Below are 12,748 nucleotides of genomic sequence, written 5' to 3' on the forward strand. Positions count from 1 at the left end.
GCTGCTCAGAAAAACGCCTGCAGCCCCGTCTGCGCGCGGCCCAAAATCAGCGCATGCACGTCGTGCGCGCCCTCATAGGTGTTGACCGTCTCCAGATTCTGCGAATGGCGCATGACGTGGTAGCCGATCTGGATGCCGTTGCCGCCATGCATGTCGCGGGCCTGGCGGGCGATGTCGAGCGCCTTGCCGCAATTGTTGCGCTTGACGATCGAGATCATCTCGGGGGCCATCTTGCCCTCGTCCATCAGCCGGCCGACGCGCAGCGAGCCCTGTAGCCCGAGCGCGATCTCGGTCTGCATGTCCGCCAGTTTCTTCTGGTAAAGCTGCGTGCCGGCCAGCGGTTTTCCGAACTGCTTTCGGTCGAGGCCATATTGCCGCGCCCGGAACCAGCAGTCTTCCGCCGCACCCATCGCGCCCCATGAAATGCCGTAGCGCGCCCGGTTCAAACAGCCGAACGGCCCCTTCAGCCCCGACACGTTTGGCAGCAGCGCATCTTCGGAAACCTCGACGCCTTCCATGACGATCTCGCCGGTGATCGAGGCGCGCAGGCTGAGCTTTCCGTCGATCTTCGGCGCGGACAGCCCCTTCATGCCCTTTTCCAGCACGAAACCCTTGATCTGGTTGTCATGCGCGGCCGACTTCGCCCAGACGACGAACACGTCGGCGATGGGGGCGTTGGAAATCCACATTTTTCCGCCGGAAATCCGATAGCCGCCATCGATCTTCTCGGCGCGCGTCTTCATGCCGCCCGGATCGGAGCCGGCATCCGGCTCGGTCAGGCCGAAGCAGCCGATCCATTCGCCGGATGCCAGCTTGGGCAGATACTTCTTGCGCTGCGCCTCGGTGCCGTAGGCATGGATCGGATACATGACCAGCGACGACTGCACCGACATCATCGAGCGATAGCCCGAATCCACACGCTCCACCTCGCGCGCAACCAGCCCGTAGGCGACGTAGCCGGCGCCGAGCCCGCCATATTCTTCCGGAATGGTGATGCCGAGCAAACCGGCCTCGCCCATCTCGCGAAAGATCGCCGGGTCGGTCTTCTCATCGAGATAGGCTTCCTCGATACGCGGGGCGAGCTTGTCGGCAGCAAAGGCCGCCGCCGCGTCGCGCAGCATGCGCTCGTCTTCTGAGAGTTGCTCCTCGATGAGGAAAGGGTCGTTCCAGACGAACGAAGCGGCGGCGGTCTTGCTCTCGATGTTCATGTCAAAATCCAGTTCCAGTTCTCAACGCCGATTTTAGAGCGGAAAGTGCCGCCGGTCGAAGCCTTTCTCAAGGCCGGCGTCAAGAGCGAAAAAAGCTTTTCACACGCAGTGCACGGCCCTCCTCGTTCGATGGGCGCAGCGATTGTGTTTGGCAGCGCGGATACCCGGGCGCATAATCCGGGCGAACACAGGAGGAGCAGGTCATGGGGTAGGCGATCTGCCGCAGCAGGAACCGGCCGCTCCGGTTTTCTCGACCCCGCCGATGCCGGCTACGTCGTCTGAATACATCACGGCGCTCGCGCACTATCATCGCGCCGAAATCGCCCGCATGGCTGGCTGGCGCGACCGCATAGACCGCACGACGAACTGGGCGATTACCGGCGGCGGCGCGATGTTGTCGGTGTCATTGTCCTCATCATCGTCGCATCACGGCGTTCTGCTGTTCACCATGCTGCTGGTGCTGCTCTTTCTGGTCATCGAGGCGCGTCGCTATCGCTTCTTCGATGTTTATCGTGCGCGGGTGCGACTGGTCGAACGCGACTACTTCTCCCCGCTCTTCCTGGCCGCAAAACCGGCCGATGCCGATTGGGCCAAAACGCTGGGAATCAGCCTGAGCAGCCCGAAATTCATCATCAGCCTGAAAAGCGCCATGTCGCGGCGTCTGCGCCGCAACTACTTCTGGATTTTTCTAATGATCCTGCTGGCGTGGGTGCTCAAATTGTCGACGCCCCGCCTGCAGGAGGTCGAAAACAGCCGGAACGTCGTCGCCTCGCTGCGCGAGATGATCGACAACGCCGCTCTCGGTTTCCTGCCGGGCTGGCTGGTGGTGGCGGCGGTCGCGGTGTTTTACGCGTGGTTGATCCATACGGCCTACCTCCAACCCCAACCTTTGAAGGAGGACGGGGACGTGCATGTGTGAGCACGCGGCCGGCTAGGCTTTTCCTGTGGCCGGTCCCGACGCTCAAATCCGCAGCGTGAAACGAATGCCATCATAGATAGCCGCATGGATGTTGCGCGATGCGACGGCATCGCCGATGCGGAAGAGCGTAAAGGTTCCGGCCTGTTGCCGCGCGGGAAAAACCGCCCCCTCGCCCACCAGCGCCTCGTAGTCGACGGCGCCTTTGTTGCGCGAAAGCGGCTTCAGCGCGTGATAAAGCTCGTCATTGGCCATGGTGCCGTGCTCGACGATCACCTGATCGACGCTGCGCTCCTCTCGCCAGCCATCGGCGAAATCCGACGACACCGTCGCGACAAGCTGGTTGCCGTCGCGCCGGACGGATTTCAGGCGCGTGTTGATGGTGACGCGCACGCCCTTTTCATGAAAGGCACGCATGTAGGGCACATGGTTCATGCCGCCCATTTCCGGCGCGAAGAACCGTTCCGGCGACACCAGTTCCAATCGCGCGCCCGAATTGGCGACCATCTCCGCCGCCGTCATGCCCTGGTGCCCGCCATTGTCGTCGTAGAGCAACACACTTTCCGCCGGCTTCACAGCACCTGAAACGATATCCCAGCTCGACACGACGAGATCGCCGCCCGCCTCGAGCGGCGGGTTCTGCGGCAGGCCGCCGGTGGCGATCACCACGACATCCGGCTCCAGTGCGAGCACGTCGCCGGCCTCCGCCCAGACATTATACCGGATCTCGGCGCCGAGCCGCTCCAGTTCCGCCAGGCGCCAGTCGACGATCCCGACCAGTTCCTTGCGCCGCGGATTCTGCGCAGCGAGCAGGATTTGCCCACCGGCTCGGTCGGCGGCCTCCAGCACGGTAACGGAATGGCCTTCGGCTGCCGCGACGCGCGCCGCTTCCAGCCCGGCCGGTCCGGCGCCGACGACCACGATCCTTCGCACCGTCGACGCCAGCGCGATCACATGTGGGATCGTCGCCTCGCGGCCCGTCGCGGCATTGTGGATGCACAGCGCCTCGCCGCCCTCGTAGATGCGGTCGAGGCAGTAGGTGGCGCCGACGCAAGGGCGGATCTCGTGCTCGCGGCCTTCCATCATCTTCTTCATGATGTGAGGGTCGGCGATGTGGGCGCGCGTCATGCCGACCATGTCGAGTTTTCCGCTGGCGATCGCATGGCGTGCCGTCGCCACGTCCTGGATGCGCGCGGCATGGAAGACCGGGAATTTCGTCGCCGCCCTCACCTCGCCGGCGAAGTCGAGATGCGGCGAGGAGCGCATGCCGGTCACCGGGATCACCTTGGTCAATGCCGCGTCGGTCTCGATCGTGCCACGGATGATGTTGAGGAAATCGACTTTTCCCGACGCAGCCAGACGGCGCGCAATCTCGATCCCCTCCTCTTTCGACAGGCCCTTGTCGAAATCTTCGTCGGCGACCATGCGGATGCCGACCACAAAATCCTCGCCGGCCGCCTTGCGCACGGCGTCCAGCACCAGGAAGGTAAAGCGCAGCCGGTTGTCGAGCGAGCCCCCGAATTCATCGTCGCGAAAATTGGTGGCCGGCGACCAGAACCCGTCCATCAGATGCCCGTAGGCTTCGAACTCGATGCCGTCGAGGCCCGCCGCCTTCATGCGCTGCGCGGCGCTCGCATAGTCGGCGACGATGCGCTCGATATCCCAGTCCTCCATGACTTTCGGAAAAGCGCGGTGGGCCGGCTCGCGCACGGAGGACGGAGCCAGCACTGGCAGCCAGTCGGCCTTGTTCCAACCGGTGCGACGGCCGAGATGCGTCAGCTGGATCATCACCTTGCAGTCGTGCTCGTGGCAGGAATCCGCCAGTTCGCGCAGCCACGGCACGATCTCGTCGCGATAGGCCTGCAGGTTTCCGAAGGCCGCCGGACTGTCCCGCGACACGATCGCCGACCCCGCCGTCATGGTCAGCGCCATGCCGCCCTTGGCCTTCTCGGCATGGTAGAGCCGGTAGCGCTCCTTCGGCATGCCGTCCTCGGAATAGGCCGGCTCATGGCTGGTCGACATGACGCGGTTCTTCAGCGTCAGGTGCTTTAGCTGGTACGGCTGGAGGAGCGGGTCTGTTGTCATGGCTGCGGCTCGCGGGAACGCTCGGGGCTATCGTCCCGACTATCACACGCGAAGGCGCGTCTGAAAACGACACACCGCCGCAGTCCGTCCGGTCAAGGCTGCCTGCGCAGCGACTACTTGGCTTTGGCGCCAAAAACCTCGGCGCAGCGCGAGAAGCTGAAGCCCTCGCCGTCCGTGTCCCGAGTCGTCTTGATGTCGGTGATGACCCCGCCGCCATCGGTGGTGATCTGCGCCTCGCAGGAAAGCTGGTCCGTGCGGCCGGGCGTGAGCAACACCTTGCCGGGCGGCGGCGACTGGAATGACGACCCGTCCGTTGCAATGTTTATGACGGTGGTCGGATTCTTCCTGGCCGCATCCTTCTCGGAGTCGGTCATATCGCGGTAGACTGGCGACACATTGCGGTTGGTATCGCCGCCGCGCCAAGTGTAGATCGTGCCGCCGCTGTTCATGGCATAGGATCGCACCGGAGGTCCGTACTGAGCGAAAAATGCATCGCTGGGCTGACCGATCCACCGCGACCGGATGGTATTGTTCGCATCCTCGGTGGTCGTACATCCCGCGGCGACCACCGCGAGAGCAAACACACCAAACGAACTCAACTTCATTTATGCCCCCTTACGCGCGCAAGCGTTGCGTAGATGAAGGCGCCGGGGAGTCAAGCGCGAAGGCGGCTGAGCTTCATCCATGCACAGCTTCAGCTCGCCATCCGCTCGCCCGCCGCCTGCCAGTTGACCCGCTCCGACAGCACGGCGGCAATATGCTCGGCCTTGCGGTTTTCGTAGTCGAGATAATAGGCGTGTTCCCACACATCGATGCCGACCAGCGGCGTCAGCCCGTCCGGCAGCGGGTTGCCGGCGTCCTGGTAGGGTTTCACCGCAAGCTTGCCGCCATCGGCCACGAGCCACACCCAGCCGGTTCCGAACACATTGTCGGCCTCCTTGCCGAACGCCTCGAACAGTCCCTTGTCGCCGCCGAAGTCTCGCTCCACCGCCTCGGCGAACGCGCCGGCGGGCTTTGCCGGGCCGCCCTTGAACTGTTCCCAGTAGAACACGTGGTTCCACGCCTGCGCCGCCTGGTTGAAGATCTTGTCCTGGCCGTCCTTCTTCGCGGCGACAACCACCGCTTCCAGTTCCATGTCGGCATAGGGCGTACCGGACGCCAGCTGGTTCAGCTTGTCGAAATAGCCCTTGTGATGCTTGCCGTAATGCAGGCCGACCGTGCGCGCCGAGATCTGCGGCGCCAGCGCGTCCTGCGCATAGGGTAGCGGCGGCTGCACGAACGGCGCCGCGGCACGCAGGATCGACGGACGCGCGGTCGCGGCCAGGGCGACGCCGGCGGCAAGAGCGAGGGTGGTGCGGCGCGATACGATCATCGGAAAACTCCTGTCTGCTTCGAGTGTTTTCGGTCCAACCTCTTAACGGCGGATCGGTTCCCGTGACAGGGCGTCCGGCGGCGTTCGCGATTTCGTGAGCCGGACGCCGCGTGACGTTATTCGCAATGATACTGGCTCAGCGCCCATTCGCCGGTGATCGACAGGATGTCGGCGACCTTCCAGCCGTCGCCTACCTTCCTCAACTGCCATTGCAGCCGATGCGGCGCACCCGCCGCCACGAAGGCGACCGTGACCTTGGCCTCGTCGCCCTTCACGGTTTCCAGCGACTTCAACGTCTTGCGGATTTCACCGCCACCCGTCTCGACATTGTCCAGCGGCATATGCGGGTCGAGGCAATCGCCCTCGCCTGTCTTCTTCAGCCGTTCGTTCCCGTCGAAGACGGTCTTGGCCGGATCGACGAACCGGTCCCGCTCCGCCGGGTCGAGTTCCAGCCCGACATGATCGTAGAACGCCATGACCGCCTCGGTCGGCGTGCCGGCCTGCGCAGCGACAGGCGCGGCACAGCACGAGGCCAGCATAAAACCGCTCACGATCCGCGACGCCAACATCCCTCACCCGATCCTATTGAGGCGTCGTGCAGTCGAACTCGCTGACCTTCCAGTCGCTCTTCGGCGCGGCGATGTCGGCTATCTTCCACGCATCGCCGACCTTCTTCAGCGTCCAGACGATCTCGCGACGGCTCTCGGGCTCGCCGGGGAAAAGGTTGAAGCTCGCCGTCACCGTGGCGTCGTCCCCGGAAACCTTCTCGTCCAGCTTCAGCGTGCGCGCCACCTCGGCGTCGTCGAGATCCTGGGCGTCGACCGGCAGCGCGAAATCGATGCAGCCGATCTCGTCGCCATTGGAGGAAAGCGTATCGTTCTCCTGGAATTTTGTCAGGGCCGGATCGACGAAGCGGTCCCGGAATTCCGGCTCGCTGGGCGAACCGACGGGTTCGTAGAAGAATCTCACGGCGTCCGCGGCGGGGCCGGCGAGTGCGGGCGCGGCGGCAAGGGAGAAAGCGAAAGCCGCGAATGCAATCCTGATCATGAGTGTCCTCTCGAATGATGGCGATCAGTACCAAGCATCTGCAACCGCGGCTTTTTTCCGGGCGATGAAATCCTGCAGCGCCTCGTCGATGCCGGGGTCGAGCGGCGGCGCCTGGTATTCGGCAAGCGCCTTCTTCCACCGCCGGTTGGCGCGCAAGGCGGCGTCCTCCGAACCCGCCGCCTCCCACTTCTCATAAGGCTCGTTGTCGGCGATCTCGGAATCCCAGAACGCTGTCTCGTAGTTCTGCATCGTATGGGCGCAGCCGAAGAAATGGCTGCCCGGCCCGACCTCGCGAAAGGCGTCGAGCGCCAACTGGTTGTCGTCGATCTTCACCCCGTCGAGATAGGTGTGCAACGCGCCGCAGAAATCGGCGTCCATGATGAATTTCTCGTAGGACATGGACAGCAGCCCGTCGAGGAAACCCGCCGAATGCAGGATGAAGTTGGCGCCGCAATGCACGGCCGCCAGCATCGACATCGTCGCCTCGTTCATCGCATGCGCGTCCGGCAGCTTCGACGTGGTGAAGTTGCCCGAGCAGCGCAGCGGCAAATTCAGCCGCCGCGCCAGTTGCCCGATCACCATCGAACCGATCGCCGGCTCCGGCGTGCCGAAAGTTGGTGATCCGGAACGCAGCGACATGGACGACAAAAAATTGCCGAAGATCACCGGCGCGCCGGGCCGCTCGAGCTGCGTCAGCGCGCAGCCGGCCATGGTCTCGGCCAGTGACTGGGCAATCGCCCCGGCATTGGTCACCGGGCCCATGGCGCCGCCGAGGATGAACGGCACGATCACCGCCGCCTGGTTGGCGCGGGCATAGGCGCGCAGCGCCGTCGTCATCGTCGCGTCCCAGACCAGCGGCGAATTGACGTTGACATTGCCGAGGATCACGCAGTTGCGGTCGGCAAAATCGTCGCCGAAGACGATGCGCGCCATGTCGATCGAATCTTCCGCGCGGCTTTCCGCCGTCACCGAGCCCATGAAGCCGCGATCGGAATATTTGATGTGGCTGTAGACCATGTCGAGATGGCGCTTGTTGACCGGCACGTCGACCGGCTCGCAGATCGTGCCGCCGGAATGGTGCAGCCAGGGCGAAGACTGCGCCAGCTTCACGAAATTGCGGAAATCCTCGATCGTGCCGTAGCGGCGGCCCTTGTCGATATCCATGACGAAGGGCGAGCCATAGGCGGGCGAGAACACGACGCTTTTTCCGCCGATTTCTACCGAATTGGCCGGGTTGCGGGCATGTTGCGTAAAGCTCGACGGCGCGGTCTTCAGCAGTTCCCGCAGCATGCCCGGCTCGAATTTCACCAACACGCCGTCAATGTTCGCCCCTGCCCGCTTCCAATGGTCGAGCGCGACCGGATCGTCGCGGAACTCGATGCCGATCTCCGCCAGGATGCGATCGGCCGCCTCTTCAATGCGGACGAGATTTTCCTCGGACAATATGTCGTAGGTCGGGATGTTGCGGACAATGTAGGGCCGGCCCAGCCCCTCCGATCCATGCGAGCGCTGCTCGCGCCGCGCATTGCGCCCGCCGCGCGCCGGGCGCTTCGCAGTTTCGGCGGTGGTTTCTGCGACCTGGCTCATGACATCCTCCGGGGAGGCGAGTCTACAAGGTAGCCGCGGTCCCGCAACGGTCAAAATCCGACTTCCGGTGGGCGCAAATCATCATGGCCCTAAGCCGGCAGGCTGCCGATGCCCTTCAGCGTCGCCCGCACGGCGTCCTCCCAGTCCGTGTGCGGCTCTTCCCCGAGCGCCGCCACGAGCTTGCGATTGGTCATGTGCAACGGCACCTTCCAGAGATAGCGCATCTCGGACATTTCGCGGAACAGCCTGACGAAGGGTGAGGCCAGCGTCAGCAGCCACCACGGAAACCGCCGGACAGGAATGTCCGCGTCGCCAGCGGCAGCGCGGATCGCGGCGATCATGCGTGTCCCGTCCGGGTCCCAGTGGCCTTCCATGTGGAACACCTCGAACGGCGCCAGTTCAGCCCGGCTCTCGGCCAGCCGCGCCACCGTCTCGCCGACATCCGGCAGGTAGGCCCATTGGTGGCCGACGCCCTTTGCGCCGGGATAGCTGATCGCCGCCACTCGTCGGCCGGGCTTGACCAGTCCTTGCGAGAACCAGTTGTTGGCGGCGCGCGGCCCGAAGAAGTCGCCGCAGCGGACGATCAGGCAAGGCGCGCCGGCCGTCGAAGCCTCGCGCAGCCGTTTCTCCATCTCGACGCGGATCGCACCCTTGCGGGTCTTCGGGTTCTGCGGTGCGTCCTCCGTCGGATTGCGGAATGCCTCCGGCCCGAAATTATACACCGTGCCGGGCAGCACGATGCGGGCGCCGACCGCCTTCGCCGCTGCGATCGTGTTGTCGAGCATCGGCAGCACCAGCCTGTCCCAGTCGCGGTAGCCCGGCGGGTTCACCGCATGCACGATCAGCGACACGCCTTCAGCCGCCGCCATCACGCTCGCGCCCTCCATCGCGTCGCCCTTGATCCAGCTGGGCATCGCCCCTTCCGCCGGCCAGCGCTTCGCCGCGGCTACCGGATCGCGCACCAGCGCCCTCACCGTCCAGCCGCGCCGCAGCAGCGCCGCCACGATCTCGCCGCCGACGCCGCCATTGGCGCCGAGCACCAGAACGGTTCTTTCCATGCCAGTCATCGTCGTCTCCTTGTTGGGGACGAAGATGGTCCTCGTTCTGTTCGAATGGAATTGTCAAACCTGTCCTATCAGCTAGTATAAAACAGATGAGCCTCGATCTCTCCGACTGGGAGAACCAGCGCGCTTTCCTGGCCGTCCTGCGCGGCGGCAGCCTGTCGGCGGCGTCTCGCGCGCTCGGCGTGGCGCAGCCGACGGTGCGGCGGCGGCTGGAAGCACTGGAGCGATCGCTCGGCACCGCCCTGTTCACCCGCTCGCCGTCCGGCCTCGCACCGACCGACGCGGCGCGCGAACTCGGGCCGCATGCCGAGGCGATGGCGGCGGCGGCCGCGGCTTTCCAGCGTGCCTCCACGGCGGGTCCCGCCGATATCGCCGGCACGGTGCGCATCACCGCCAGCGAGGTCGTCGGCGCGGAAGTGCTGCCGGCCATGCTGGCGGCGCTGCGCGAAAGACATCCCGGGCTGCGCTTCGAGATCCACCTCAGCAACCACACGCAGGACCTGCTCCGGCAGGAAGCCGACATCGCGGTGCGCATGGTGCGCCCGGCACAGGCTGCGCTGGTGATGAAACATGTCGGCAGGGTGAAACTCGGCCTGTTCGCCACGCTAGCCTATGTCGCCGCGCATGGCACCCCGGCATCCGGCGCTGACCTCCGCAACTTCACGATCATCGGCCCGGACCGCACCGCCGACGAGTTGCGTGCGATCACCGCCGCCTTCTCCATGCCGGCGCCGAAGCTGCTGTCCTTCCGCACCGACAGCCATCTCGGCCAGCTTGCGGCGATCCGCGCCGGCGTCGGCATCGGCATCTGCCAGGTGGCGCTGGCGCGCCGCCAGCCGGTCCTTGTCAGGCTGCTGGAAGCCGACTTCGACCACGCGCTCGACACCTGGCTGGTCATGCACGAAGACCTTGCCCGCGTGCCACGCATCCGCGCGACCTTCGACCATCTGGTGACCAGTCTGACGGCCTATTGCGCGGAGAGGTAGGAAGGCGACATCCCAACGACGAGATGCCATGCCGTCCGCTGTTTGCTTCAACCGTTCGCGCCCCCAACATCACTTCACATATCCCGAACGCACCCTTTTCGCCTGCTCCTCGAAAATCAGCGCGCAGCCTTCCTGGTCGGCCGCCGACTGAAAGCCGGTCATCACCTTGCGCGCGCAGGAAAAGATCGACGGCGGCGGAATGGCGAAATCGGCGATGCAACGGTTTTCGATCATAGCGCCGCCGCTGCCGTCCAGCATCCAGTTGATGCAACTGCGAAACAGCGGATCCTCGAACAGCGCCGCGCGCCGGTCGGCGGCGTCCGCTGCGGACAGGCCGACGACGAGAAGCACGCAGGAGGACAGTCCAACTCTGGTCACATGCATCGCAGCGCTCCGTTGAACCGCACCGTAGCGCCGAAATGCCGACCAGGCATACCCCGTCCGCCCGGCAAAAGCGGATGTGTTGCCAATCCCCCAACGAAATTCGGCGTCGCCATCGGCAGGGACTTTGGCCGCGCCGGCGACGCCGCACCCATGATCAAATCATGCAAAACCGGCAAGGCCGGTGCGCATGCCCTGTTCGCGACCCGCCGAATCCCGGTATGATGCGAAGATGACGATCCGCCACCTCACCGAAACCATGATCAACCAGATCGCCGCCGGCGAGGTGATCGAGCGGCCGGCGAGCGTCGTCAAGGAACTGGTGGAGAACGCCGTCGACGCCGGTGCCACCCGCGTCGAGATCGCCACAGCCGGCGGTGGGCTGTCGCTGATCCGGGTCGGCGACGACGGCTCGGGCATTCCTGCGGACGAGCTTGAGCTCGCGGTGTCGCGTCACTGCACGTCAAAACTCGCCAACGGCATAGACGACATCCGCACGCTGGGGTTCCGGGGAGAGGCGCTGCCGTCGATCGGCGCGGTGTCGCGGCTTTCGATCCGCTCGCGCACCGCAACCGGCGAGGCCGCCGAGATTTCGATCGAGGGCGGGCGCGTTTCGGCCGTACGGCCCGCCGGCGCAAACCGCGGCACCGCGGTCGAGGTGCGCGACCTGTTCTTCGCCACGCCGGCGCGGCTCAAATTCATGAAGGGCGAACGCGCCGAATCCAGCGCCATTTCCGATGTCGTCAGGCGCATCGCCATCGCCTTCCCCGCGGTGCGCTTCACGCTCTCGGGCTCCGACCGCTCGACTCTCGATTTCGCGGCCACCGACGACCGGCTGAAACGCATCGCCCAGGTCATGGGCGCGGAATTCCCGGACAATTCGATCGCCATCGACGCGGTGCGCGAGGGCGTGCGGCTGGACGGGCACGTCTCCATACCCTCCTTCTCACGCGCCAACGCGCTGCAGCAATATGTCTATGTCAACGGCCGCCCGGTGCGCGACCGGTTGATCGCCAGCGCCATCCGCGGCGCCTTCGCCGACACGCTGGCGCGCGACCGGCATGCGGTGGCGGCCCTGTTCGTCACGCTCGACCCGGCGCTTGTCGACGTCAACGTGCATCCGGCCAAGGCCGACGTGCGTTTCCGCGACCCCGGCCTGGTGCGCGGGCTGATCGTCGGCGCGATCCGCGAGGCGCTGGCCGGCGCCGGCATCCGGCCCGCCTCGACCGGCGCGTCGGCGATGATGGGCGCCTTCCGATCCGGGCCGACCAGCTACGGTCATCCCGGCCCGGCCGGCGGACATCGCAGCTACAACCCGAATTTCCGCAGCGCCGCGAGCGGCCCCTTCGACGCCGCGCACTCCTTCCACCGGCCGCTGGACGCCGGCTTCGGCGAAGAAAGCCAGGCGGCCTTCGACACCGGCCCACTCGACAGCGCCGACATGCGCGCGACCGCGGAAGACATCGCTCAGGACGCGAGCGGCCTGAGGCTCGGCGCGGCGCGGGCGCAGGTGCATGAGAACTACATTGTCGCCCAGACCGGCGATTCGCTGGTCATCGTCGACCAGCACGCCGCGCATGAGCGGCTGGTCTACGAGGCGCTGAAGAACGCGCTCAACAGCCGGCCCATGCCGGCGCAACTGCTGCTGCTGCCGACGATCGTCGACCTGCCGGAGGACGACGCCGAGCGGCTTTGCCTGCATGCCGACACGCTGCGCCGCTTCGGGCTCGGCATCGAGCGCTTCGGCCCGGGCGCGGTGGCGGTGCGCGAGACGCCGGCGATGCTCGGCGAAACCAACATCGAGCAGTTGGTGCGCGACCTCGCCGACGAGTTGGCCGACAACGACACGGTCGACACGCTGAAGCAGCGGCTCGACGCCATCGCCGCCACCATGGCCTGCCACGGCTCCGTTCGCTCCGGCCGCCGCCTGCTGCCGGACGAGATGAACGCCCTGCTGCGCCAGATGGAATCCACACCCGGCTCCGGCACCTGCAACCACGGCCGCCCAACCTATATCGAGCTCAAACTCACCGACATCGAAAGGCTGTTCGGGCGGCGGTGAACCGCCCAATCCAAAGTCGGGGGCGTCGCGCGCTTGATTT

General features: G+C 65.5%; 12 protein-coding genes. 3 read left to right on the plus strand and 9 right to left on the minus strand.

Features of this window, described 5'->3' with window-relative positions; all coding sequences use genetic code 11:
* Positions 1 to 5: 5 nt before the first annotated feature.
* Entirely contained in the window at positions 6 to 1,208 is a 1,203-nt protein-coding gene (locus tag ACSBOB_RS21625) for an acyl-CoA dehydrogenase (protein ID WP_442578136.1), read from the minus strand.
* Between the two features lie 262 nt (positions 1,209 to 1,470).
* On the opposite strand from ACSBOB_RS21625, the gene ACSBOB_RS21630 reads away from it, so the two are divergent.
* The gene (locus ACSBOB_RS21630; protein WP_442578137.1) at positions 1,471 to 2,127 is read left to right on the plus strand and encodes a DUF2270 domain-containing protein; all 657 of its coding nucleotides are present in this window, start codon (positions 1,471 to 1,473) and stop codon (positions 2,125 to 2,127) included.
* A gap of 42 nt (positions 2,128 to 2,169) precedes the next feature.
* Here the strand turns inward: ACSBOB_RS21630 and ACSBOB_RS21635 are convergent, their stop codons facing one another.
* The 7 genes from ACSBOB_RS21635 to ACSBOB_RS21665 form a co-directional block, all read right to left on the minus strand.
* Positions 2,170 to 4,209 (minus strand): oxidoreductase, encoded by a 2,040-nt coding sequence (locus ACSBOB_RS21635; protein ID WP_442578138.1) that lies wholly within the window; start codon positions 4,207 to 4,209, stop codon positions 2,170 to 2,172.
* A gap of 113 nt (positions 4,210 to 4,322) precedes the next feature.
* On the minus strand, positions 4,323 to 4,814 hold the full coding sequence (locus tag ACSBOB_RS21640) for a hypothetical protein (protein ID WP_442578139.1): 492 nt from the start codon (positions 4,812 to 4,814) through the stop codon (positions 4,323 to 4,325).
* A gap of 89 nt (positions 4,815 to 4,903) precedes the next feature.
* A complete protein-coding gene (locus tag ACSBOB_RS21645; protein WP_442578140.1) occupies positions 4,904 to 5,581 on the minus strand; it encodes a superoxide dismutase in 678 nt (225 codons plus the stop codon).
* Between the two features lie 116 nt (positions 5,582 to 5,697).
* The gene (locus ACSBOB_RS21650) at positions 5,698 to 6,132 is read right to left on the minus strand and encodes a DUF3828 domain-containing protein (protein ID WP_442578141.1); all 435 of its coding nucleotides are present in this window, start codon (positions 6,130 to 6,132) and stop codon (positions 5,698 to 5,700) included.
* Between the two features lie 31 nt (positions 6,133 to 6,163).
* Complete coding sequence (locus ACSBOB_RS21655) at positions 6,164 to 6,628, minus strand: DUF3828 domain-containing protein (protein WP_442578142.1); 465 nt, start codon at positions 6,626 to 6,628, stop codon at positions 6,164 to 6,166.
* Between the two features lie 24 nt (positions 6,629 to 6,652).
* The gene (locus tag ACSBOB_RS21660; RefSeq protein WP_442578143.1) at positions 6,653 to 8,215 is read right to left on the minus strand and encodes a trimethylamine methyltransferase family protein; all 1,563 of its coding nucleotides are present in this window, start codon (positions 8,213 to 8,215) and stop codon (positions 6,653 to 6,655) included.
* A gap of 89 nt (positions 8,216 to 8,304) precedes the next feature.
* The gene (locus ACSBOB_RS21665) at positions 8,305 to 9,282 is read right to left on the minus strand and encodes an NAD(P)H-binding protein (RefSeq protein WP_442578144.1); all 978 of its coding nucleotides are present in this window, start codon (positions 9,280 to 9,282) and stop codon (positions 8,305 to 8,307) included.
* 86 nt (positions 9,283 to 9,368) lie between these two features.
* Here ACSBOB_RS21665 and ACSBOB_RS21670 point away from each other — a divergent pair, with 86 nt between their 5' ends.
* Positions 9,369 to 10,265 carry a LysR family transcriptional regulator gene (locus tag ACSBOB_RS21670; protein WP_442578145.1) on the plus strand — a complete coding sequence of 299 codons (897 nt, stop codon included), beginning with the start codon at positions 9,369 to 9,371 and terminating at the stop codon, positions 10,263 to 10,265.
* 69 nt (positions 10,266 to 10,334) lie between these two features.
* Here ACSBOB_RS21670 and ACSBOB_RS21675 read toward each other — a convergent pair whose 3' ends face one another.
* Complete coding sequence (locus ACSBOB_RS21675; RefSeq protein ID WP_442578146.1) at positions 10,335 to 10,649, minus strand: hypothetical protein; 315 nt, start codon at positions 10,647 to 10,649, stop codon at positions 10,335 to 10,337.
* A gap of 229 nt (positions 10,650 to 10,878) precedes the next feature.
* Here ACSBOB_RS21675 and mutL point away from each other — a divergent pair, with 229 nt between their 5' ends.
* Entirely contained in the window at positions 10,879 to 12,708 is a 1,830-nt protein-coding gene (mutL, locus tag ACSBOB_RS21680; RefSeq protein ID WP_442578147.1) for a DNA mismatch repair endonuclease MutL, read from the plus strand.
* Positions 12,709 to 12,748: the final 40 nt, after the last annotated feature.

This window comes from Mesorhizobium sp. KACC 23794 (assembly GCF_052180275.1).
In the GTDB taxonomy this organism is placed as follows: Bacteria; Pseudomonadota; Alphaproteobacteria; order Rhizobiales; family Rhizobiaceae; genus Kumtagia.